The 24983-nt window shown below is 23.9% G+C and carries 19 protein-coding genes; 5 read left to right on the top strand and 14 right to left on the bottom strand.

Annotated elements, in window-relative coordinates; all coding sequences use genetic code 11:
* Positions 1 to 52: 52 nt before the first annotated feature.
* The 3 genes from ACA134_RS04910 to ACA134_RS04900 form a co-directional block, all read right to left on the bottom strand.
* Complete coding sequence (locus ACA134_RS04910; RefSeq protein ID WP_409199311.1) at positions 53 to 478, bottom strand: double zinc ribbon domain-containing protein; 426 nt, start codon at positions 476 to 478, stop codon at positions 53 to 55.
* 112 nt (positions 479 to 590) lie between these two features.
* The gene (locus ACA134_RS04905) at positions 591 to 1208 is read right to left on the bottom strand and encodes a zinc ribbon domain-containing protein (protein ID WP_409199310.1); all 618 of its coding nucleotides are present in this window, start codon (positions 1206 to 1208) and stop codon (positions 591 to 593) included.
* 299 nt (positions 1209 to 1507) lie between these two features.
* The gene (locus ACA134_RS04900; protein WP_409199309.1) at positions 1508 to 1906 is read right to left on the bottom strand and encodes a hypothetical protein; all 399 of its coding nucleotides are present in this window, start codon (positions 1904 to 1906) and stop codon (positions 1508 to 1510) included.
* 180 nt (positions 1907 to 2086) lie between these two features.
* Between ACA134_RS04900 and ACA134_RS04895 the strand changes: the two genes are divergently transcribed.
* Positions 2087 to 3286: an ATP-binding protein gene (locus ACA134_RS04895; RefSeq protein WP_409199308.1), complete on the top strand. Its 1200-nt coding sequence runs from the start codon at positions 2087 to 2089 to the stop codon at positions 3284 to 3286.
* Positions 3287 to 3365: 79 nt separating this feature from the next.
* On the opposite strand, the gene ACA134_RS04890 is transcribed toward ACA134_RS04895, so the two are convergent.
* Positions 3366 to 3989 carry a transposase gene (locus ACA134_RS04890; RefSeq protein ID WP_409199307.1) on the bottom strand — a complete coding sequence of 208 codons (624 nt, stop codon included), beginning with the start codon at positions 3987 to 3989 and terminating at the stop codon, positions 3366 to 3368.
* Here ACA134_RS04890 and ACA134_RS04885 point away from each other — a divergent pair.
* On the top strand, positions 3988 to 4131 hold the full coding sequence (locus ACA134_RS04885) for a hypothetical protein (RefSeq protein ID WP_409199306.1): 144 nt from the start codon (positions 3988 to 3990) through the stop codon (positions 4129 to 4131). The two genes, ACA134_RS04890 and ACA134_RS04885, sit on opposite strands and share 2 nt — an antisense overlap.
* A 43-nt stretch (positions 4132 to 4174) precedes the next feature.
* Here ACA134_RS04885 and ACA134_RS04880 read toward each other — a convergent pair whose 3' ends face one another.
* Positions 4175 to 4663, bottom strand: a complete 489-nt coding sequence (locus ACA134_RS04880; protein ID WP_409199305.1) for a transposase — start codon at positions 4661 to 4663, stop codon at positions 4175 to 4177.
* Between the two features lie 79 nt (positions 4664 to 4742).
* On the opposite strand from ACA134_RS04880, the gene ACA134_RS04875 reads away from it, so the two are divergent.
* Positions 4743 to 5123: a hypothetical protein gene (locus ACA134_RS04875; protein WP_409199304.1), complete on the top strand. Its 381-nt coding sequence runs from the start codon at positions 4743 to 4745 to the stop codon at positions 5121 to 5123.
* Positions 5124 to 5132: 9 nt separating this feature from the next.
* Here ACA134_RS04875 and ACA134_RS04870 read toward each other — a convergent pair whose 3' ends face one another.
* From ACA134_RS04870 to ACA134_RS04855, 4 genes are all read right to left on the bottom strand, one after another.
* Positions 5133 to 5453 (bottom strand): hypothetical protein, encoded by a 321-nt coding sequence (locus ACA134_RS04870; RefSeq protein WP_409199303.1) that lies wholly within the window; start codon positions 5451 to 5453, stop codon positions 5133 to 5135.
* Between the two features lie 4 nt (positions 5454 to 5457).
* Positions 5458 to 6003, bottom strand: coding sequence for an ADP-ribosyltransferase (locus tag ACA134_RS04865; protein WP_409199302.1), 546 nt, complete (start codon positions 6001 to 6003; stop codon positions 5458 to 5460).
* A gap of 209 nt (positions 6004 to 6212) precedes the next feature.
* Positions 6213 to 6356, bottom strand: a complete 144-nt coding sequence (locus ACA134_RS04860) for a hypothetical protein (protein WP_409199301.1) — start codon at positions 6354 to 6356, stop codon at positions 6213 to 6215.
* Position 6357: 1 nt separating this feature from the next.
* On the bottom strand, positions 6358 to 7653 hold the full coding sequence (locus ACA134_RS04855; protein WP_409199300.1) for a DUF6398 domain-containing protein: 1296 nt from the start codon (positions 7651 to 7653) through the stop codon (positions 6358 to 6360).
* A gap of 280 nt (positions 7654 to 7933) precedes the next feature.
* On the opposite strand from ACA134_RS04855, the gene ACA134_RS04850 reads away from it, so the two are divergent.
* Positions 7934 to 10186 (top strand): hypothetical protein, encoded by a 2253-nt coding sequence (locus ACA134_RS04850; protein WP_409199299.1) that lies wholly within the window; start codon positions 7934 to 7936, stop codon positions 10184 to 10186.
* A gap of 751 nt (positions 10187 to 10937) precedes the next feature.
* Here ACA134_RS04850 and ACA134_RS04845 read toward each other — a convergent pair.
* The 5 genes from ACA134_RS04845 to ACA134_RS04825 form a co-directional block, all read right to left on the bottom strand.
* On the bottom strand, positions 10938 to 12776 hold the full coding sequence (locus ACA134_RS04845) for a carboxypeptidase regulatory-like domain-containing protein (protein WP_409199298.1): 1839 nt from the start codon (positions 12774 to 12776) through the stop codon (positions 10938 to 10940).
* Positions 12777 to 13084: 308 nt separating this feature from the next.
* Positions 13085 to 18049, bottom strand: coding sequence for an Ig-like domain-containing protein (locus ACA134_RS04840; protein WP_409199297.1), 4965 nt, complete (start codon positions 18047 to 18049; stop codon positions 13085 to 13087).
* Positions 18050 to 18755: 706 nt separating this feature from the next.
* Positions 18756 to 22169, bottom strand: coding sequence for a hypothetical protein (locus tag ACA134_RS04835; RefSeq protein ID WP_409199296.1), 3414 nt, complete (start codon positions 22167 to 22169; stop codon positions 18756 to 18758).
* 207 nt (positions 22170 to 22376) lie between these two features.
* Positions 22377 to 22775, bottom strand: coding sequence for an HIRAN domain-containing protein (locus ACA134_RS04830; RefSeq protein ID WP_409199295.1), 399 nt, complete (start codon positions 22773 to 22775; stop codon positions 22377 to 22379).
* Positions 22772 to 23581: a hypothetical protein gene (locus tag ACA134_RS04825; RefSeq protein WP_409199294.1), complete on the bottom strand. Its 810-nt coding sequence runs from the start codon at positions 23579 to 23581 to the stop codon at positions 22772 to 22774. The genes ACA134_RS04830 and ACA134_RS04825 overlap by 4 nt, the downstream gene beginning before the upstream one ends.
* Positions 23582 to 23862: 281 nt before the next feature.
* Here ACA134_RS04825 and ACA134_RS04820 point away from each other — a divergent pair, with 281 nt between their 5' ends.
* Positions 23863 to 24888: a Fic family protein gene (locus ACA134_RS04820; protein WP_409199293.1), complete on the top strand. Its 1026-nt coding sequence runs from the start codon at positions 23863 to 23865 to the stop codon at positions 24886 to 24888.
* Positions 24889 to 24983 lie beyond the last annotated feature (95 nt).

Below are 24983 nucleotides of genomic sequence, written 5' to 3'. Positions count from 1 at the left end.
AAGTGATTTTTATAATAATAAATAAAAAAGATAGCTATAAAAAAAATAAAAATTATTTTATTTTCATAAAAATTAAAGTTAACATTATCATTATAAAAGTAAAACCCCAAAAAGCAATGTTAAGAGTAGCATGATTCACATAGTAAGTAGAACCTGCAATAATTTGAATAATAAAGAAAATTATAAAAACTACGATTCCAATAATAGTAGATTTATTATTTAAAAAATCCATTGAAAAATTAGATTGATTAACCCATTCTCCACAGTATTTGCATTTACTTACATTATTTGGAATTTCTGATTGACAGTAGGGACAATGCATATTATTGATCGTATTATTATTATAACTTGAAGTTTCTTTGAATTTGGGGGGTTTTTCTTGATTTAAAGGATTTCCACACATATTGCAAAATTCTTTATCTCCTGATATTTTTTCCCCACAATTACCACAAAACTCTAATTTCTCATTATCACTCAAAAAATCACCTAATTTTTTTATTTATTTTAAATAATTGCAAATTAAAGATTTTTTTGGATTTTTTTAACTTTCTAAAATTAAATTTAAATCTTTAATAAACCCATTTAATACATTAATCAGTTGAATTATCATCTGTTACTGCTTTTTCACCACAACTGGAACAAAACTTCGCATCATTTGCCATTGAGGTATTACATTCAGGACAAATTAATAAAAGAGCAGCACCACAAGATGTACAGAACTTATCTGTTTTATTGTTTTTAGCTTTACATTTTGGACAAATTTCTTCATGATCTTTAAGTGAAGCCACATCGTTTAAATCTACAGTAGCTGATTGTCCTCCAGTCATGATAAAATTTTCAATTTTATTAAATATCTCTTCAGGTAATTTATTTTGCTTAAAAGCTCCTATTCCAGCTGTAATTGCTAAAGGAACAAAAACAAACAAACCAATTGTACCTGCAGCGATTTTATCTGACCATTTACCTTGACCAACACTAACTAGAATATTTTCGCTAGTTGGAATAATCCTAATTTGTATTGCCATATCCATTCCAGATACTTTCTTCCAACCATCACTCATTTGTCTTCCTTGAATAATAACTCCTTCAGTTGAATATATTGACTGAGTATCCATTTGTTTTTCCATTTTGAGGAATCCTTCAACATATTCTCCAATTTTTTTCATACTTACATCATTTAAAAGTTTAAACATTTTAGAAATTTCCATACTTAACACTCCATATATAATAGCAATCAATAATCTTAAATCTAATTGATTTAATATTTTATTTTTCGTCTATCCTACTTATTAATTCAAAAATCAATTTTCTTCTTATTTTAATTTTCATCGTTATGATTTCTTTTATTAAGATAAACAACATTACATTTTGTTAAATTATGACTTTTATATTATATATATTTGTTCGCATGATACTATGCATTGTATCAAAAACTTTTGCTATTTTTTAAAAATTCAAAATTATCACAAAATATTATACTAAAATATCCTAAATTACTTAACTAAAATTAAACTTCCTTTTTAGGAGGAACTTTTGTAATAAATTTAGTTGAAGATCTTTTCATTGTTTCATAATCTTCCTTTTTAGGACATTTATATTCTTCTAATAAAACTATTTTATGGTTAATATTTTCTATAGGATTCTTCTCCTTCCCATCAATCATTCCACGAAAGTTAACTCCAATGCTTCCTGTTCCGCCAATATTGAATTTCAATCTTTGAGATGCATTCACTTCATCAAAAAATTTTTCAAATTCAATAGTTTCATAAAGAGGAGCTTTATAGCTAACTGCCATTACTTTTTCTCTATTTTCTCTAATACTAACATATTTTTGTTCAATTTGAAGTTTTTCTCCACTATCAATTTTAGTTATTGTTATATATGGATTTATTTCAGAATCACTCATAAGTACCACCATGATTATTATAATTATATTTATTTTTAAAAGATTTAAATTTTAATAAATATAAATACTATAAAAAACAAGTTTTATACATGAAACTTTTTGTTTTTTTATAAAAATATCAATTATAAATGAAACTTTTTGTTTTTTTATAAAAATATCAGTTATAAGTTAAGTGATATAATGGTTAAAAGAGAACTTTACATGAAAAAAATCAGACCTTTAATAGACAAAGACATAATAAAAGTTATAACTGGAATTAGAAGGTGTGGAAAATCATTTATGTTAAATTTAATAATAGATGAATTAATCCAAAATAATATCAATAAAAATAACATTGTTTTAATTAATTTAGAGTCTAATAAATATTCTAACATTGAAGATAATAAAGATTTAAATAAATTAATTTATAAATTAACAGAAAATATTGAAGGTAAAATTTACCTTTTTTTTGATGAGATTCAAAACATTGAAAACTGGGAAAAAAGCATCAATGGTTTTAGAGTAGATTTAAACTGTGATATATACATTACTGGATCAAATAGTGAACTTTTATCAGGGGAACTATCAAGTCTTTTAACAGGACGATTTATGGAAATAGAAATGTATCCCTTTTCATATAAAGAAGCATTACTTTTAGAAAAAGATTTAAGAAAAAATACAAATGAGAAGGAAATATTTGATGATTATCTTAAATATGGAGGAATGCCTTTTATATTTCAATTAAATAATGATGAAAAAATTAAATATTTAAATGATATTTTAAATTCTATAATTTATAAGGACATTATTAAAAGAAATGAAATTAGAGATGTAGATTTATTTGATAAATTAATAAAATACATTATATCTAATATAGGACATACCTTCTCAGCAAGAAGAATATCAAAATATTTTAAAAATGAAAGCAGAACAGTATCAAGTGAAACAATCTATAATTATCTATTATACTGTGTTAATGCATTTTTACTTTTTAAAGTACAAAGAAAAGATTTACAAGGTAAAAAAATATTAAAAATTTCAGAAAAATACTATTTATCTGATCATGGATTTAATCAAGTATCATATAATGGTGATAATAACATAGCTCAAATTTTAGAAAATATAGTTTATTTAGAATTTAAAAGAAGAGATTATGATGTGTATATTGGTAAAATAAATGGTTTAGAAGTTGATTTTGTATGTGAAAAGAAAGGCAGTAGAATATATGTCCAAGTTTCATATATACTTGCAAATGAAGATATAATAAAAAGAGAATTTAAACCATTAAGTAAAATTAAAGATAATTATCCAAAATATGTTTTAAGCCTTGATGAATATGATTTTTCAAAAGATGGTATAACACATTTAAATATAAGAGAATTTTTAAAATCAGATATTTAATTAGAGTTTAATAGATGTTTTAGGTAGAATTTATTTATTGAACAATCATAAATAATTTATAGTTAACGACATTGAAAATTTAATATAAGAATTTTTTTACCCATTTTTCATAGAATGTTGTATTATCAATAATTTCTTCATAATAACTTTTAAATGTGTTAATCAGTGATTTTTTATCTTTTATATTTAATATTGATAGTTTTCTTTTTATAACTCTCCAAATTTGTTCTATGGGATTATATTTTGGAGAATAGGGAGGTAATGGTATGAGTTCTATGTTTAATATCTTGCATGCTTTTTCTACTAGTTTAGCTTCATGTACTTTAGCATTATCTAAAATAATTACTATGCGTTTTTCATTTTTTAAATCGTCGATAATATTCTCTTTATTTATATTGGAATATAGGTTATTTCTTTTTAAGCTGTCTAATAGTCTTTTATTTTTGCTGTTTTCTTTATTAATGTTTAGTTGTAATTTTTTTGTTAGTTGTTCTTTGTTTAAATCTGTTCTATAGATTTGTTTTTCTATAGTGTTTATAAAATCTTCTTTGGTTGATTGTGTATCTTTTAAATGTGTAATTAAATGATTATCATCAATATTTTTATTATTTAATGCGTTTTTTAGTGGAAAAGTGTTTATGAAGTTTTCCATGTTTTGTAATCTGATTTCTATTAAGAATTTAATAAAATCAAAAGTTTTCATGGATTTAGGAAAGTTAATTGTTGAATTACCATTAATTGATTGGAATCCTATTCCAGTAATTGATATTTTTTCTGGATTTTTAATTAAATTATTTTTTAAACCTTTTTTAAACCATATACGAGCAGAATTTGTGGTATTTTGACAAGAAGTTTCATCAACAAAACCAATTATATCATTTTCTAAATCTACATTTTGTAGTTTTTTTTAAGTTGATCTTCAGCATTATCAGGCATTTTTGAATATAGAACATATGGTTTACCATAATTAAAATTTAAATCTTTTAAAATTCTTTCAACTTGCCTAATACTATATTCAACTCCAAACTCATCGATAATAAATTGCCTGACTTCTTTTGTAGATTTAAATTTATTTTTCAAAATTTTTTCATCCAAATATTCCTTTTCACTAATACTTAGCTTACTTTGACCACCACTACCTTTTTTACGTTCTAAACCATCAAATCCTTTTTTATTCCAAGTTTTTAACCATTTCAAACCAGTAGGATTTGTAATACCCAACTTTTCACAAGTTTCAGAAACAGAATAATCATGATAAATATCATTAATAAAATATAACTTATTTAAAACCTTAATATCTTGTTCTAAACGCTTAATCCTATTTTGAATCTCTTCCACACTAGCATGATCCTTATTTAAAAAAGCTTTACGACTCATAATAAAATATTTATAAAAAATAATATATAAATATTTCCATGTCGTTAACTATAAATAATAAAATTTGGAGGTATTTAAATTGACATGTAACTGTGCTTTTTGTGGTTCAAAAAAAGTAGAATATGAATTTGCAGGTGATGATGAATTTGCAGGTGTAGATTTTTACAATGTTAAATGTCTTGAATGTGGTTTAATTTTTAAGAGCTGGAAAAATAAGAAAAATCCCTCTAAAATAAGTCAAAAGATATTAGAAAAATCAATATTAAACGATTGTAATGATTTTAATGAAATAAGAGCGGTTGAAATCACTACTGAAGAAGGTGATACCCATATAAACATTTTTGGAATTTATAATTCTTTAAAAAATCATGATGAATTATATAAACAACTTAAAGATTCTTGTACTAAGCATATTAAAAATATTGAATTTAGAATAAAAATTTCAAAAAATAGTAATTAACTATTAATTTTATAATTCAATTATTTCATCAATCATCCCTTCATATTCTGGAAATTTTTTAATAAAGTCTATATCTTCTAAAAACATCTTTTCAAAAGCTTTATCTTGTGATAATTCGCGAAGTTCAACTTTTTTTCTAAGATAGGAATCTTTAAGATCACTTTCATTATAAATTCTACTAGAAAAATCTTTACTAAAGTTAGGAGTAGAACTAACTAAGCAAAACCGTATATCTAAAGGCAATATTCCATCATAGTTTAACAGATGGTTATAGTATTTATCAGATAATTTTTCAAAAAAAGAATAATTCCATTTTATAGCTTTAACCATATTATCACTCACTGTCTAATATCCATAAATAGCATCCATTTTTCGGTTCAATAAACTTTAATTTACCATCTAATGGCAATAATAATTCCATATCTTCAGGAAAAAAAGATATATCTTCAATATAATTAATTTTAGTTCCTTTAGGTACTAATATTCCATGAAGATATTCACCATATGCAAAATTATTATTTACAATAGTAGCAGATAATGCTAAATCATAAGTGTAAGTATCACCTTCTAAATGTTCTATCATATAATTATCTTTTTCTCGTCTATAAAAAATAAAATCTCCTTCAGTTTCATTTGCAGATTCCATAAGAAGACCCATATAAAATATAAAATCTTGAAATGAAAATGATGTACCATAATAATTTCTAAAAAGTTTTAATCGTTTAATAAGTTTATCAAAGTCTTCAGTAACATCTTTAAAATTAAGTACATGATCTTTTAAGAGTTTATCTCCTCCCATTGTGTATACTTGAGCACAAGCACGAAGATTATTTAAAACTTCTTCTTCAGTAATTAATTTGTCTTCATTATTTAAATCCATAATTATCTCCCAGTATTTAATATAAAAACTCTTCTTTAAAGCAAATTTTAAAAATTTCATATATAAAATAATATAATTCTTCTAATCCTCTCTCAGGAGTATTATCAATTGCCCCAATATTAAAACTCATATTAAAAGTTCCTTTTCAAATAGTTATTTTAGTTTAAATTTTTTTATTCTTTAAAATTTCTACAAATTCCTATTAAAAATTAAACTTCTTTTTTAGGAGAAACTTTTGTAATAAATTTAGTAGAAGATCTTTTCATTGTTTCAAAATTTTCATTTTCAAGTAAATTCATAGCTTCATCAAAAATTTCTTCAGATGAAGTTATTTTTTGACTATTATTAGACATTTTAACTTCCATTATTTCTTAAATCTTTTAAAATGTCAATAGCTTCTGTATCTTCCATCCAAGATTCAATCGCTAAATAAAAATAATTAATAGCTTCATTTTCATCACCTAAACTATAAAATTCAGCTGGATGATTAGGAGTTTCTTTTGTACCTATTAAAAAAGGAACAATATATTTATTTAAATTATTAGCTTCATTATATAATTTTTTAATAGTTTCATCATCATCTTTATTTTTTATAGACAACAATAACTTAGAAAAATACCAAATTGAAGAATATTCCTCATCAAAATAATCTATTAAATCTTCAGCTTCTTTTAATCTATTTAATTCAAGCAAATTATTAATTAATATATATCTCACACCAGTATTATCATCAGGATTTAATTTTAAAATATATTTTAACTGATCAATAGCTCTTTCTTTTTGATTATCTTCCCATAATAATATACTTTGATTTAATAAATCAATAATAAATGGACGAGTCTCGAGCATTCCCCAAAAATAACCTTCATTTTCTTTAAAATATTCTTCACCTTTTGTAGTACGAAATAGTTCAATAGCTCTTTCATAATCTTCAATTGTTTCTAAAGGGTTATTTTCATCAATAACATAATCTTCAAATAATTCAATATCATCATTGTCTAAATTTGAAAAAAGTGAAATATTTTCATCAAAATTTTCATTGAAAATATCATCTAAAAATTTATTTCCTTCATCTCTTGAAATCGGGTTTGATAACATAGCTAAAAATATTTCTGATTCATTATCATTATTATTTTCAATAAAATCATTTAAATAAGATTCTTTTAGATTTTCTTCATCAGTTCCCAATCTTTCAGCCATTAAAGTCATTAAAGTTACAGAATTTTCACTATCTATCATTGATTTTGGTATAATAAGTCCATTATCTAGTTGAACCATACCATCATCTTCCATTCTTTTTATAGAAAATTCTTCATCAAAATGCCCTATATTAAGTATTTCTCGAATTTGTCTAGCTTTATCAGATACAGTTGATTTTTTAGTATTAAAATAATCACATATATCATCAGGAGTTAAATATGGATCAAATGATTTATCAAAGAGAAAATTTATTTGGCCCAAAGCATATATAACTGCACTTGCCCAAATTTCAAGTTTTCCTCTTTTAAAAGGAACATTATGTTTACGACCTAGTTTTTTAATAAGTTTAATAGAAAGCTCTTCATATTCTTCATCAAGTTTTTTTTTAGAAAATAAAGAAACCATTTCTAATAATTTTTTTTCTTTAACTGCAATTTCTTCTTTAGACATATTTTACCATATTAATTAGTTATTATTAATATTTAATACAAATAAACTCATTTAATTTTCTTTCGAAAATAATTAATTTTTAATATGTATATAATAGCTATTAAATAATTGTATTAAAAGATAAAAAGCTATAAAAAATACATCTCAATACTAAAACACAATCTTTTTTTAATTAAAATATCTCAATTTAAATAGAAAAAAGTAATAGCTATTAATAAAATAATATTAATCATAGTAAAAGGTTGATTTTATAAAAAATTTTACTATAAGAGGGATAAAAATGAATAAAGTATTGAAAATATTTGCATTTGTTTTGATTTTAGTATTTTCACTGTCTATAGTTTCAGCTGAAAATATTGAATTAAATACAGATGATTTAAATCAAGAAACGCGTCTTGATGAAAGTAATCAGTATGATTATAGTTGGTTAAATAAAACTATATATGAAAACGAACCTATTATTGATTTAGAAGGTAAAAAAGTAAGTTATAATAGCTCAAATGATGAAAACTTTACAAATGGTATAATAATTGAAAGTAATATTACAATTAAAAATGGAATTATTAATGGAGATAATTTAAATAAAATATTTTATATTCCAAAATATGCTTTTTTAACTTTAGATAATATTACATTAGAAAATGGAAATAGTATTATGGGAGGAGCTATTCATTTATTTGAAGGTAATCTAACAATAAGAAATAGTTTTTTAATTAATAACAATGCTACTTATGGTGGAGCAATTTATGCAGAATATGGAAATCTTATTATAGATAATGTAACTTTTAATAATAACTCTGCATATCAAGAAGGCGGAGCAATATATAGCAAAGAAAGTAATATCATTATAAATAACAGTATTTTTTCTTCAAATATTGCTGAAGATAATGCTGGAGCTATTGGAAATAATAATGGAATATTAAAAGTTTATAATAGTATTTTTAATAATAATCATGGAAGAGTTGGTATAATAGATAATTGGGGTGGTAATACTACTATTACAAGTAGTGGATTTTACAATAATATTGCAGATACTCATGCAGGAGCAATTTACAGTACAGCCAATAATAATCTAAATGTTTCATATAGTGTTTTTTATAATAATACAGCTAGTAATGGAAAAGATATTTATGTAAAATCTAATAATGCAGATTTATCTAATAATTTCTGGGCAAATAACACTCCTGATTTTAGTTTATTAATAATGAATGAATCATCATATATTTTAAATGATTTTATAGTTATTAATTTATTGCTTGATAATAATAAAACTGATATTGGAGGAAATATTTTATATCGTGTAAAATTACTTAATAATGATACATTAGAAGAAATTGATGGGGATTTATTAGCTAAAATTACTTTAAATATTGGTAATTTAAGTGATTCATTTATAGCTCAAGATTTTATAGATAATCCAAGAAACTTAAAAACAAATTCAAGTGGTAATTTTACTTTAAACTTATATTATTTTGATGAACTATTAGATTCTAAAAAATATGAAGTTATGGCTATTAATAAAGTTAATTTAACTAGTTATGATATTGAAATGATACATTTAAATGGAACTCAATATATTGCTTATTTAAAAGATCTTTTAGGTAATGCAATTGTTGGTGAGCTAATATTTATTGAAGTAAATGGTGTAATATATAATAGAACAACAGATAGCAAAGGTGCAGTTTACCTAAACATTAATTTAGATCCAAAAACTTATAATGTTACATCTTATTATAATGGCAGTAAAATATATGAAAATGCATCAATTACTACATTATTAGTTGTTAAACCTTTAATAGAAACAAAAGATTTAGTTAAATATTATCTTAATGGAACTCAATTTAATGCAAAAATTAATGGTGAATTATTAAACGGAACTAATATAACATTGTCTATAAATGGTAGATCATATAATAGAACTATTAATGATGATGGAATAGCTACATTAAATATTAACTTATATCCTGGAAATTATACTATTACAACAAGCTATAGTGGATTTAATGTAACAAATAAGATAGAAGTTTTACCAACTATATTGACTAATGATTTAGTTAAATATTACCTTAATGAAACTCAATTTAATGCTAAGATTCTTGCAGGAGACGGTAAACCATTAAATGGAACTAATGTTACATTTACTGTAAACACTATAACATATATAAAAACTACAAATGATGATGGAATAGCTAAATTAAACATTAACTTATATCCTGGAAATTATACTATTACAACAAGATATAATGGATGGGCAGTAACAAATAATATTGAAGTAAAATCAACATTAGAAGCAGAAAATTTAACAAAAACATTTGATACTCCAGATCAATTTGTTGCTAAAGTTTTAGATAGTCAAGGAAATCCATTAAATGCTACTACTGTTAAAATTCATATTAATGGTATAGCATATACAAAAACTTCCGATGAAAATGGTTTAGTTAAATTGAATATAAATTTAGATCCGGGTAGCTATATTGCAACAACAGGATTTAATGGATATTATATTTCTAATTGGGTAAATGTTATCATATAAGGGATTAATTCCCTTTTTTCTTTTTTTAAAATTTAAATCAATAAAAAATTTTGTAAATAATATTTTATTACCTTGGGATTAATATTAATATAAAATAATTTAATAAAATATTATAAATTTCTTTTGAAATATTCAAATTATTATTATTTTTGAAACCTTATTTAAAAAATTAGAGATAATAATTTATAATAGAATAAATAAATTTATTTTTAAATAATATTAATCGAATATTATTTATTTAAGTATTAAGTTATAGGAGGTTATAACATAGAAACTAGAAATTTTCTAATAATACTTATTGTTGCTTGTCTTGTTATTTTAGGTATAACATTTGTAGCTTTCAGTGGAGATGCTGGAAATGAAACACTTGCTAATGAAACAAATACAACAATAAATAATACTAATACATCTAATATTAGTGATTCATCAAATAGTGGAAGTTCAGCTTCTGATAGTTCTTCTCAAAGTGAATCAAGTCAGTCTAATAACTATGAATCTAGTGGTCCTTCTACTAGTCAAGATACCGACTCAGGTTCAAGTGACACTGGTGATTCAGGATCTAGTGAATCTGGTTCTGATGATGATACTGGTATTATTGGTATTGAATAAATAAAAACATAGGTAAATATATTTTTACCTTACATACTTCTTTTTTTAAATTATTACTATTTTAAATTGCTTTTTAATGAAAAATAATGATATTATAATCAAAAATTTAAAAAAATAAAAAAAAGTAGTTAAAAAATAAATTTTAACTATAATTAATTGTTTCAATTGATTTAATTAATAAATCAATATAGCTAGTTGTAATTGATGAGGATTCAAACTTATAAGCTTCATAAATTACAGTAGGTATTCCAGCTTGTGCAATTGGAATTGTAACAAATGGAGGACTAGTTTGTGATTCAGGGAAATACTGAACAAGTCCAGGATTATCAGCTATGATTTTATCAGAATATTTTACAGAAACATTATCTTTTAAAGGTGCAAATACAAAATTTGTCTCAAGATAATCTCCTCCAACAGTTCCTTCATTTGAATGAATATCTATTACAAAATCATATCCTGTTGATATGATTGCAGGAACTACAAATTCCTGACCAATTAATTGGCCTCTCATTCTATCTCTTGAATATTCCTCTACTTGATTAACATTTATTTTATAAATATCATAACAAAGATTTAATTTACTTGCTTGTGCTAGAAGTCTATCATATAAAGCTTGATGAACTGCATTTTCTGTTGGATGAACACCAATAATAAAAGCTATTCTAACAGCAGAATTCTTATTTCCAATTGATTTAAAAACACTAGCTCCACCATATTCATTAGCTCCTAAATTAATTCTTTGAATTCCATCAGTAACCCTATATACTTCCAAAACATTTGATACAGTATAACCATTGTAGCTTGTTAATACTTCATAAGTACCAGATTTTGCGGTAATATTAAACATAGCTGTACCATTTTCATCAGCTACTTTTGTAAGTGAATGCCCACCAACAGAAACTGAAACAGTTCCATTAGTTCCTTTACCTTCACCATCTAAAACTTTTACATAAAATGATTTAGTATAATTTAATTCATATTTTAAATCTTGAGTAATTAAAGTAGGTAAAACTTCAACTAATCTACCTAATTCTAATCCAGTTTCTGGATGTTTAGCTGTAATAACATAAGTATTAGGATCTAAGTTGATATTTAATCTAGCTGTACCATTTTCATTAGTGGTTCTATTATAGAAAACACCATTAATATTCATTGAAACATTTTTATTTATAATTGGGTTTCCTTTACCATCTATAACAGTTACATAAAATTGAGTATCATTACGATAATATTTTTCAATATCTTCAGCAAAAATTGTAGGTTTAACTATAATCGTATAACCCATTTTTAATCCACTAACAGGATGTTCAGCAGTTATAATGTAAGTATTAGGATCTAAATTGATATTTAATCTTGCAAGACCATTTTCATTTGTATCTCTTTTATAGAAAACACCATTAATATTAAAGTAAACAGTTTTGTTTTTTAAAGGATTTCCTTGACCATCATAAAAACTTGCATAAAACTGACTATCATTACGATAATATTTTTCAACATCTGTTCCATTTACTGTAGTTAAAACACTAATTATTCCAGTAGATGTAAGATTATTAGAACTTCCATAATAAGTTGATGTACATGTATAATTTCCAGGATCTAAATTAATAGCTAATTCAGCTATGCCTTGAGTATTTGTAGATCTATTATAGAAATTACCATTAATAGAAAATTCAATAGTTTTATTATAAAGACCTGTACCATTTCCATCAGTTAACTTAGCACTATATTTAGTTCCATTTCTAAAATACAATGAAAGATTACCTGATTCTAAAACATAATCATCATCTTTAACAATTTCATCGTCTAATACGATTGCATCATCATTATATTCTGCAATATCATCTATTAACAAATCATAAGATTCTTCATTATTATTTAAAATAAGATTATCCTCTGCACTTACAGATGAAATACTTATAATTAAAATAAAAATTGAGATTAAGATTGCTAATTCTTTTTTAAATATAAAATTTTTAATCAAAATATATCTCTCCTTTAATAATAATATTTAAGTTAAAATATAAATAATTAGTGAATTAAGAAGATTATATTTAAAAATTTAATTTTTAATACTTTTTTATAAAAGTAATGTATATCATAAGATTTTAATATTATGAAATTATTATTAAGTTAATTTAAATAAATAAAATTAGTAAATAAATTTAAAATATTTCTATAAGCTATCGTTTAAATGATGCTAAAATTGATTATTTGCTATAGAAAAATCTAAAAGATTTTTAAAAAAAAAGAATGGATAAAAAATAATATTTTATCCATAAAAAATACATTCTATTTGTTTCGTATAACTATTCCGCAAATACTGAATAATACTAATATTATAATAAATATTGGGTTTCCAGTATTTTTCATTGAATTTTGTATTGTTGATATATCTTCTTTTTGAACTTGATGAGTTTCGGTTTTATTTGGATCTACAGGTTCAGGTTTGGGAGTAGGAATAGATATTACAGTTAATAAGCTAGTGTTATTTGAAGATAAGTATGCTTCGTCTCCTTCAAATATAACGAAAATTGTGAAAGTGCCTGCTTTATTTGTAATATAATTGAGAATTGCTATTCCTTTAGAATTTGTGTGGTTGGAACCTATATATTCTCCATCAATATAGAATTTTATGAGTTTTCCTTCTAATGGATTACCGGATTCATCTAATAGTTCTGCTTTTAATTCAATACTTTTATTTACTTCACTTGTAATATCGTAAGATTCAATAGTGGTAGGTTTCTTCTCAGGAATAGGTTTATGGGTAATTGACAATATTGCTGTATTATTTGAAGATAAGTATGTTTCATCTCCTTCAAATTCAACAAATATTGTGTAATTTCCTGTTTTATTTTTTATGTGGTTGAATATTGCTATTCCTTTTGAATTTGTGTGGTTGGAACCTATATATTCACCACCTATGTAGAATTTTACAAGTTTTCCTTCTAATGGATTACCAGATTCATCTAATAATTCTGCTTTTAATTCGACTGTCTTATTAACTTCACCAGTAACATTATTTGTTTCTATTGTAGTAGGTTTCTTATCAGGAACCGAGGTTATTGACAATATGCCTGTATTATTTGAAGCAAGGTATGTTTCATCTCCTTCAAATTCAACAAATATTGTGAAATTCCCAGTTTTATTAGAAATATAATTAAATATCGCAATTCCTTCTGAATTTGTGTGGTTAGAACCTATATATTCACCATCTATGTAGAATTTTACAAGTTTTCCTTCTAATGGATTACCAGATTCATCTAATAATTCTGCTTTTAATTCGACTGTCTTATTAACTTCACCAGTAACATTATCTGTTTCTATTGTAGTAGGTTTCTTATCAGGAATAGGAGTAGGAGTTATTGACAATATGCCTGTATTATTTGAAGGTAAATATTTTTCGTATCCTTCGAATTCGACAAATATTGTGAAATTCCCAGTTTTATTAGAAATATAATTAAATATTGCTATTCCTTCTGAGTTGGTATAATTTGAACCAATAAGTTCTCCATCAATATAGAATTTTACAAGTTTTCCTTCTAATGGATTACCTAATTCATCTAATAATTCTGATTTTAGCTCAACTGTTTTATTAACTTCACTAGTAGCATTATCAACTTCAATAGTTGTTGGTTCCATATTATATTTAACATTAATGGATAATACTACGTGTTCATTGTCTGAAAGACCACTGATTGAATAATTACCTGCGGTTTCACCTACAGTATAAGTTAACGTTTCTAATTTATGTATTTTCATATTGCTGATATTACCATTTGGTCCAATAATCGTTAAATTGAAATTAGGTAATAACATTATATCATGATCTGAGCCATCATTGATTGTAAAAGCATATGTTAGGTTGATAATTTCTCCTTCCATAATACTAATTGTATCATTTTTGATTGTTGAGAAATTATTTGCAAATAGTTTAATTACATACCAATTTGTCATATTGATATTAGTATATATAATTGGAGTATTATTGCCCCACCAATTAAGGTTAGCATTAATATTATTATTTAAAATACCATTATATTCAATATTTTTATTATTTATAATTCTATTATTGTTTATAGTAATATAATCTGAATAATCATCAATAGAAATCCCTATCGTATTATTGATTATATTAGAGCTTAATACTGAACTGTAAAAATTATATAAGAATTTTATTCCTATTCCATTATAATCTGAAATATTAGAATTTATTATTTGATTATTATCCCAAGTTATAATTATACCATTGATATTATCATTGAATGAATTTATGAACGTATAATTGCTTGCTGATCCACTAATAGCTATTGCATAATCATTATCAGCAAATGTACCACCATTAACTAAATCAGTTATAATAATATTTTTATTATCTAAAACAAATTGAATTCCATATCCATTTTCTATAATGTCATTGTTGTTTAATTCGTAATCTAATGTTGCTAAAGTTATACCATGCGTATTATTTTCTATTAAAGAATTATTTATTATAATAGACCCTTCAGTATAAATACCTCCACCTAAAGGATTATCACCATAAGTAACAACATTTCCAGTTATCCTGGAATCAATAATCAACAAAGTATCCCTATTATTATAAATTCCACCACCATAATTATCAGCAGCATTATTTGTTATATTACTTGATTTAATGGTCAAATCAAAAGCTTGATTATATATTGCTCCACCACCATAAATAGCAGAATTAGAATCTAACTTACAATTTTCAACAGTAATATTAAAAGTATCAGGGTATCCAGTATTAGCATAACTATAAATTACTCCTCCAAAATATATTGCATCGTTATTATTAAATTCTGAATTGTTTAAAATTGTATTAATTGTATTATATATAAATAATACTCCTCCAGAAGATGCATTATTGTATTCAAAAATAGAGTTATCTAAAGTTGTGCTTTTTGCACCAGATAAATAAAATACTCCACCATTTGGTGCAGAATTATTTAAAAATTCGGAAGTTTTAATTACTAAATTTATAGTTCCTAAAGCATATATTACTCCTGCATAATTTCCAGTATTTTTTTTAAATATTGACTCATCTATATTGATATTTTCTGATTTAGTGATATATATAGCTCCAGCATGACTTCGCCCATTATTTTTTTCAAAAGTTGAATTATAAATATTATAATCACTTCCTCCTGAAATAAAAATAGCTCCACCATATGTATTAGCTATATTATTAACGAAAGTAGAATTTGCAATATTAATATTATTTATTTCACTAAGATATATTGCTCCACCGTCAATCGCTCTATTACCATTAAAGTAACAATCATCAATGATTATATCATCAGAATTAAATATAGTGATTGCTCCACCTTTATTACCACTTCCAACATAATTTTCAATGAATGATGAATTATTTATATATGCATCATTAATTTCTCTAAAGTATATAGCTCCACCGTTATTAGCATTAAATGAAATATTATTAATCAATATATTGTTAGAATAATAAGATGCTATTGCTCCTCCATTAACTGCATAATTTTCAGAAAATGTGGAATTATTTATATTTACATCACTAATTTCTTCAAAGTATATTGCTCCACCTTGAGCTCCTCTATTAAAATCAAAAGTAGAATTTGTTACATATAATAATCCACCATAAGCATATATAGCTCCACCTTTCATACCATTATTTGTGGTAAAAGTTGTGTTGTATACTGTTAAATCAGAATCATTGGATGCAATTGCCCCACCATGAGAAGTTCCATAGGCATGGTTTTTATCAAATAAACTATTATTAATAATTATTTTAGAGTTTATTCCATATACTGCACCATATTTAACAGTGTTAAATTCAGCATCGCCATTTATAAAACTGGAATTATCGATTATTAAAACTCCATTTTTAAAAAATATACTTGATCCTGCTATATTTGAAGTTCCATTAATGAAATTACAATTAGTAATATTAACATTGTATCCATCACTATATATTCCAGCTCCGTGTGAACAATGTGAATTTGTAAAATTACAATTATTAATAGTCATGTCACTTCCAATGTTGTAAATATCTCCTCCACCACTTCTATCATAATCACCCGCTCGACCATAAATGAATTCTGAGTTATATATTTTTAAGCCAGTGCCATTATGATAAATTGCACCACCATGCATAATTGCTTGTGTATCGTTAAATATGGAATTATTAATAATTAATAGTCCATTTTCATTGTAAATGAACCCACCATTACCTTCATAATTTTCTGCACGACCATCACCAAAATAAGTGTTATTAATAAATAATTTTTCACCTAAAAAGTAAATTGAACCTCCGCTGAAATATGCTTTAGTATCATTAAATTTAGAATCATTAATTACCATGTTTCCAGAATCACAATAAATTGCACCACCATATCCCTCACTTAAAAATTCACTAAAATCAGTACCTTCTATATAAAGTTCATTACAATTACTTGCATATATTGCTCCACCACCAATGTCAGAATAATGATATATTTTTCCAATAAAACTAGAATTCTTTAATATTAAATTTGTATTTTCTATATTAATATATCCAGTTTTCGCATTATTATGTTCTGAGAAATAAGAATTTTCAATAGTCAAATTTCCATTAACCATTGCAATAGCTTGTCCATAAAAAGCAAAATTATCTATAAATTCAGAATTATAAATTTTTAAATCAGAATTTTCAGCATATATTGCTCCAGCTACAGAATCAATACGACCAATACCATTATTTTTAAATTTAGTATTGTTAATAGTAACTTTTGAATCAATAGCGTAAATAGCACCACCGTATTCAACATCCTGCGAATAACAACTAATAAACTCACAATTATTAAAATTTATTATGCTCCCACTAGTATATATTGCTCCACCACCAATGTCATTTCTACCATTAACAAATCTAATATTTTCAAATGTTACAATTGTATCAGGTGCAATATTAAACATCCAATTATTAACATCAATTGTAACTGATCCTTTAGTTTCACCAATTATCGTGACATTTTTTGAAATATGATTTTTTACATCGGTATTTTTATTATAAACACCATTTTTTAATGTGATTGTATTATCAGTATCACTAGAACTGTCTAATTCAATAACTGCATCATTAATATTATCATAGTCTGTACCAATACCATCAGTAGAAACAGATATATCCACAGCATTTATATCCGATATTGAAAAAATCATTAATAAAACTGCTAATAATAAAATAAATGATTTAATATTAATAGCTTTATTTTTTCCCATATTATTAATTTTTATACCTCCCATTATCCAATTCAATTCGTTATATTTTTGTTTAAAGAATTATGAAATTCATTTGAATTAAAATACTTATGTTATATTAATAAAAATTATCATTATTAATTAACTATATATAAACTATTTTCATGTTTTATTATTTTTTATTCATTTTTATATTATTTTTTATATCAAGACTATTATTTCTGATTAAAAGATAGTGATTATTATAATTCTAAAAATAAGTTATTATTAATACTTTTTTCATTTTTAATTAAATTTAATAGCTAATTATAAATATTTGAGTTAAATACATTCTTTTCTATTAAATAATTATTACTCATATGAAAAGTTAAAAAAGTGCGAAAAAATTGAAAAAATCATGATTAGTAATATTTTTATATAAGAATATACATATGAATTCATACTAATATTACAATTTGTTTCACTCTGAAACTTATTTTATATTAGTGGTTATACAAAAATATAACGAATTTTGATATTTTTTTAAAAATAAGTCAATTCATATTGATACTTACAATTTAGACAATATATATGAGAAAAATAATTAACATTAATTTTAAATAATCTTTGAAATAGTAACTTTTTTTAAAATAATTTATATAATATTCAATTAGATTTTTTAAAATAGTATTACATTTTAATTATTTAAAATTTAAAAGTTTTATTAAAAAATAAAAAAAGAAGAAAGTTATAATCTTCTTTTTAAAGGTAAAATTAAACTACAAATCAAAGCTAAAAGTAAAATAGCTATAGGATTTCCAGTTTTCTCTAAACTAATTTCTAAATCGACATCACTTGAATCATCATCTACATCAATAGGATTTGGTGTAGGGGTAGGAGTTGGACCAGGAGTTGGATCAACTACAACAAGCAAAATACCACTTGCATTAGCTGCATTATAATAATCATTAGCTAAAAATTCTGCGCTAATTAAATATTCACCAGCTTTGAAATCTGTAGGTATTGTCCACCCATAAGCAAATACTCCATCTTCAACAAAAACATCAACAATAGTTCCATCAGGTAATGTAATAGCTATTTGACCATTGAAATGATTTCCAAATTCATCTGATACTGTACCAGTAATTAAAACATTTTCACCAGCTTTACCTTTAATATCATCAAATACTATATTAATATCAGCTTTTAAAAGATTTGTAATATTACTTGAGTTAGAACCTTCATAAAATGCAGTACCATTAAATTTAGCTGAAACATTTCCTAAATTAGTGTTTAAAGGAATAGTCCAGAAATATCTAAAGCTACCAGAAACATTAACAATAACTTCGGTTCCATCAGGTAAAATTATAATAACTTTACCAAAGAAAGCATTTCCATCTTCACCTTTAACAACACCTTTAATCTCAACTGTTTCACCATATTTACCATTAATTTCATCAATAGTAATAGTAGTTGAAAGTTTAGAAACATTTAAAATATTAGAAGCAGAAGATGCTTCATAATTATCAGTTTCTTTGAAATTAACAGATACATTAGTTAAACTTGCATTAAATGGAATTACCCACTCATATGTAAATGTGCCATTTACTACATCAACTGTAACATTAGATCCATCAGGTAAACTTATAACAACATTACCTGTTATATTATTTCCAAATTCATCTACAACTGTACCAGTAATTGTAACATTTTCTCCAAACTTACCATTAATTTCTTCAATTGAACTAATAGTATAAGCTTTAAAAGCATAAGTATTAGCACTAGTTGTCTTCTCACCAGTAGGAGTTAAATCACTTGTTACAATAATAGTATTATTAATAATGCCAGTAGATAAAACTCTAAAGAATAATATTATTTTAGTTGATTCACCACCAGATAAAGTACCATTAAAATACCATTTATCATCTTTATAAGTCCAATTATTACCTATAAAATGAGAATATTTTAAGCTATCTGGAATTAAATCTGTTAAAACAAATCCATTAACATCTTCAAAACCATTAGTAATGATTATTGTATAATTTAAAATATCTCCAACTTTAGTAGAATTAGTTCCATGAATTTTACTAATAGAATAAGTAACATGAGTAATATTAGTAATACCACTAGATGCATTAACACCATCAGGAACTTCTCTAGATTTAACAATAACTTCATTAGTTACATTATATCCTGCAGATTCTTTAACTTTAAAGAATAATATTAATTCAACTACTTCACCTGGAGCTAAAGTTTCATTATAGTACCAATTTTCATTTTTATAAGACCAACCAGATCCAGTATGTTTTATATATTCTAATTGACTAGGAACTCCATCATTAAGATAGATACCGCTAGTGTTTTCAGTTCCATTGTTTTTAATAGTTATTGTATAATTTAAAATTTCATTAACATTTACAGAGTTTGCACCAGGAGTTTTATTAACTTCTAAATCAGCATCAGAAATTTTCAATGTACCATTTCTAATTGAAAGGTTTAATAAATAATAAGTTGATTCATATCCTGTAACTGGATTAACTTTATATGGTAAATCAAGAGGTTCAGAAACATGATAAGTACCATTATCTAATGGATTAGGATTAGGAGATACAGAACCTCCATAAATTAGATAAATATGAGATCCAATAATTAAATTACCCATATCATCAGAAATTTCAGCTGTTAAATTAATATATGTATTATTTTTAACATAATGAGTTGTATTTCCTAAGATAGTTAATGTTGTATTACTTATAATTTTACCTATATTATGAATTGGAGCTTTTACAGACTGCATTGTATTATTTTCTAAGTATAATTCTGATCCTCCCCCATTATAAATTCCAGAACCATAATCAGCATCATTACCTATAAATTTATTATTAGTTAAATTAGCTTCCATACCTACCCAAGAATCTAAATATAATGCACCACCATATAATGATGCAGAATTATTATAAAATATATTATTATCTAAAAAAATACTAATTGGTGCATAATTCGTAGCTATAGCTCCACCACTTATTGCAAAGTTATCTTCAAAATTATTATTAATAATTTTTAAAATATTATATGATCCAAATAAAAAAATAGATCCACCATATCCATCATAAGCATTATTATTTCTAAAAGTGTTTCCAATTAATTGAAAATCCTCATAGGGATGTCTATCATCTTTGCCTATATAGCAAATAGCTCCACCTGCTTCAAAATTATTTAAAGCAGAATTATTCTCAAAAGTATTATTTCCTCGAATATATGTAGTTGCATTACCACTATTAGTTGTAAGAATATTGATTGCTCCACCTTGATAAATTGCAGTATTATTTATAAAAAGGTTTGAACCCACTATGTCTAATAAATCATGCCCAGATATGTAAAGTGCGCCACCACTATATGCAGAATTATTTAAAAAAGTATTAGTTCCATAAATTTCTAAATTTCTACCATGAATTGCACCACCAAATCCTCGTTGATTAGCCCTATTATTTATAAATGAATTATTTCCACTAATATTAATTAAATTACCACCATTAATTGCTCCTCCAGTAGTTGCATAATTATTTATAAAATAATTAGTTCCAATAATATTTAAAATAGCAAAAGTAGCTGTGGTAGGGCTTGCACTAATAACTCCACCTCTACTAGAAGCAGAATTATTCTCAAAAATATTTGGTGATGTAGTACCATCTATTGTTATATTTCCTTGATTTATACCAATAGCTCCACCAGATTGTCCAGCACTATTATTAAAGAAGTTTACATTTCCAGAAATTATGATATTTCCTTCATTATAGATAGCTCCTCCTCCAATATTATGCCATCCATTTTTTAAAGTTATATTTTTTAAAATTAAATTAGAATTTGAACTAACATTAAAAATCCTTGCACTATTTTTTGCATCAATCCAATTTCCATTTCCATTTATTGTTATGTTTTTATCAATCAAAATTCCATCTGTAAAATTTACAATCCATGAAACATTATTAGGTAAAATTAATTCATCATTTTCATTAGTATTAGCTATAGCATATTCTAAATCATTAAAATTCCATTCACCATTTGCTAAAATTTTATTTTCCCCTATATCATCTATTGCAGAAACACATGAAATAGACAATATTAATGTCAATATTAGTATCAGCCACAATTTAATTTTCATTTTCCCCTCCTGAAAAATATTTCAATAACATTTTTCATGTGGATAATTTGTTCATTATATAATATAATTGTTTTTATTAATTTATTAGTATAAATAAAAATATTTGAAAAAGTAAAAATGATTTTAGATGATGATTTTATTAAAATATTAAAAAGTATTTATTTATAATATGCACAAAAATAGTTAAATTTAAATATAATAAATGTTTTATTCTTCTAGAAAAACTTCTAAATCAATTTTTAACCATTCATCATGAAAGTTTTTAGATTTTATAATTCCATATATTAATTTACCAGCATCCATAAGATTAGATAAAATTTCATTATTTTGCATTGGAAAATAACCAATTTTATTACCCTTATGGCGAACTAAAATAGCATTATCATCATAGGGATTATTCATTTCTCTTATAAAATCTAGTTTATCACCAATAGCTAGTTTTGGCTCAAGTTCAATAATATCTTCAATATAGCTAGTTCCAGCTACTGTATCAGATGTTAAAAAAATTGTTTCAATAAAAGAACTTTTAATTTCACCAGAATGAATTAAATTAACGATATTTTTAGATTTTTCATCAATTTCAATAAGATCATTCTTATCATTCATAAATAGTCGCCTTTAAGTTCTAATAACTTATCAACATATTCATCAAAAATCTCATTTTTCTCAAATAGCTGGTCTTCTAATTCTCTTTTAGTTTTTAAAAGAAGATCATCATCTTCTAAGATGTCTTTTTTAATATAAGGATATTTCAATTTAATTCTATCAATACTTCCTTGAATTACATCAATTCTAATTTTTAAAAGTTTAATTCTTTCTTTTAAAGCTTCAATTGAATCTTCAACTATATCTTCACTTAAATTATCATAATGCAATTCAAAAATTAAATTTAAAATATTAATATCTCCAGCTTCATAAGCATGAAGTATTTTAAAGAAAAGCTCTTTTTCTTCGTCTGTTAGATTGTTATTTAAATCTGGGTGGAACTTAAGAATTAGCTTTTTATACATATTTTTAAGCTTTTCATTCTCATCATCACTTAATTGGTCATTTTTACTATATCTAATTAATGCACCAAATTCAGATGCCTTCTTATCAAGTTCAAATAAATAATCATCATATTCCATAGCTATTTTCTTTTTAATAGCTTTAGTATCAACTTCTGCATCTTGATTAATAGCTTTTTGAATTAAAGCTATTTCTCTTTGAAGCATTTTAATTTCAACTTCCCTTTCAAATATATTATATTCTATATAACCTAATCTGATCATATAGTCTGCTTCAATGTTTTTACATATATGAAAATATAATTCATGTTCTTCTAAAATCTTCTTAGTTAGTTTATCTTTCATCTCGTCTAATTCTAAACTAAGTTTTTCATATTCAGGATGAATTTCTATTGAACTTGTCATAATATCTAATTATTTTTAAAAAATAATTCTTCTAATTAATATATTATATTAATTAATAGCTATTAAATTTATCTAAATAATAATCATCAAGTGAAAAATCATTTAATCATCAAGTAAAATTATTTATAAAAAACTTATTAAAATTAGTTAAATTAATATAATAATCATTTTAAAGAATTTTTAAAAATTAATCATCAAGTAAAAATTAAGATAATCATCAAGTAAATTATATATTTAATGAAGATATAATATAAAGTAAGTAATTGAATTTTTGTGATTTGATGTATAAACCTAACTTTAAATATACTAATGAAATAGTTAATAATCTAATTAAAATAGAATCTGCAAGGGAAATAATTAATAATTCTAAAATAATTCCCTCATATGATTTATTACTTAAAAATAAAGCTATTATTGAATCATCTTATAATTCTACTTCTATCGAAGGGAATCCTTTAGATTTTAAAGAAGTTGAAAGTTTATTTAATTCAAATGATTTAATAAATTCAAAAATTTCCAAATCAGAGCAAGAAGTTATAAATTATTTTAATGTATTAAAAAATTTTGATAATTATCAAGAGGAATATCCTAATTTTTCAAAAGATTTTATATTATCAATTCATTATGAGTTAACTAAAGGCCTATTAAAAAATCCAGGACAATTTAGAAAAACACAAGTTATAATAGGAAATCTTAAAACTGGAAAATTAAATTTTATTCCTCCAAAAGAAGAAAAAATCATTCCATTAATCAATAATTTTATTGATTGGTTAAATAAATCTAGTGAAATTTCACCAGTATTAATAAGCGGAATAAGTCATTATGAATTAGTTAGAATTCATCCATTTGTTGATGGAAATGGTAGAACTAGTAGAGCATTATCTACATATATCCTTTCATTTAAAGGGTTCGATTTTAAAAAATACTTTACTCTAGATGAATTTTACAATAAAAATAGAGAAAATTATTATAATGCTTTACGATCTGCAGATAAAACAAATGATTTAACAGAATGGTTGGAATATTTTACATTTGGGTTTTTACAATCAATTAATAAAGTCAAAGAAGAAGTTATTAATTTATCTAAATTTTCTAATAAATACAATGATATTTTAGAGTTAAATGAAAAAGAAATTAAAATTCTACATTTTATAGAAGAAAATCAATATGTTAAAAATAAAGATATACAAGAACTATTGAATGTTTCATCACAATCTGCTTATACATATTTAAATAATTTAGTTAAAAAGAACTTAATTAGTTCTTCAGGTGAAGGTCGAAGCACCCATTATATTATAAATAAGTAATTTCATAAAGTAAAAATTAAGCTAATCATCAAGTGAAATTATTTATAAAAAACTTATTAAAATTAGTTTAATTAACAAAATAAGTATTTTAAAGA

The sequence above is a fragment of the Methanobrevibacter sp. DSM 116169 genome (assembly GCF_046197865.1).
Lineage (GTDB): Archaea > Methanobacteriota > Methanobacteria > Methanobacteriales > Methanobacteriaceae > JAHKLT01.
Note: the sequence above shows the minus strand (reverse complement) of the source record. Positions and strands in the feature narration are given on the sequence as shown.

Excerpts from the sequence above, each read along its gene's own strand:
- ACA134_RS04905 (WP_409199310.1), bottom strand. The coding sequence starts at position 1,208 with ATGGAAATTTCTAAAATGTTTAAACTTTTAAATGATGTAAGTATGAAA.
- ACA134_RS04900 (WP_409199309.1), bottom strand. The coding sequence starts at position 1,906 with ATGAGTGATTCTGAAATAAATCCATATATAACAATAACTAAAATTGAT.
- ACA134_RS04895 (WP_409199308.1), top strand. The coding sequence starts at position 2,087 with ATGGTTAAAAGAGAACTTTACATGAAAAAAATCAGACCTTTAATAGAC.
- ACA134_RS04885 (WP_409199306.1), top strand. The coding sequence starts at position 3,988 with ATGGATTTAGGAAAGTTAATTGTTGAATTACCATTAATTGATTGGAAT.
- ACA134_RS04890 (WP_409199307.1), bottom strand. The coding sequence starts at position 3,989 with ATGAAAACTTTTGATTTTATTAAATTCTTAATAGAAATCAGATTACAA.
- ACA134_RS04880 (WP_409199305.1), bottom strand. The coding sequence starts at position 4,663 with ATGAGTCGTAAAGCTTTTTTAAATAAGGATCATGCTAGTGTGGAAGAG.
- ACA134_RS04870 (WP_409199303.1), bottom strand. The coding sequence starts at position 5,453 with ATGGTTAAAGCTATAAAATGGAATTATTCTTTTTTTGAAAAATTATCT.
- ACA134_RS04865 (WP_409199302.1), bottom strand. The coding sequence starts at position 6,003 with ATGGATTTAAATAATGAAGACAAATTAATTACTGAAGAAGAAGTTTTA.
- ACA134_RS04860 (WP_409199301.1), bottom strand. The coding sequence starts at position 6,356 with ATGTCTAATAATAGTCAAAAAATAACTTCATCTGAAGAAATTTTTGAT.
- ACA134_RS04855 (WP_409199300.1), bottom strand. The coding sequence starts at position 7,653 with ATGTCTAAAGAAGAAATTGCAGTTAAAGAAAAAAAATTATTAGAAATG.
- ACA134_RS04850 (WP_409199299.1), top strand. The coding sequence starts at position 7,934 with ATGAATAAAGTATTGAAAATATTTGCATTTGTTTTGATTTTAGTATTT.
- ACA134_RS04840 (WP_409199297.1), bottom strand. The coding sequence starts at position 18,049 with ATGGGAAAAAATAAAGCTATTAATATTAAATCATTTATTTTATTATTA.
- ACA134_RS04835 (WP_409199296.1), bottom strand. The coding sequence starts at position 22,169 with ATGAAAATTAAATTGTGGCTGATACTAATATTGACATTAATATTGTCT.
- ACA134_RS04830 (WP_409199295.1), bottom strand. The coding sequence starts at position 22,775 with ATGAATGATAAGAATGATCTTATTGAAATTGATGAAAAATCTAAAAAT.
- ACA134_RS04825 (WP_409199294.1), bottom strand. The coding sequence starts at position 23,581 with ATGACAAGTTCAATAGAAATTCATCCTGAATATGAAAAACTTAGTTTA.
- ACA134_RS04820 (WP_409199293.1), top strand. The coding sequence starts at position 23,863 with ATGTATAAACCTAACTTTAAATATACTAATGAAATAGTTAATAATCTA.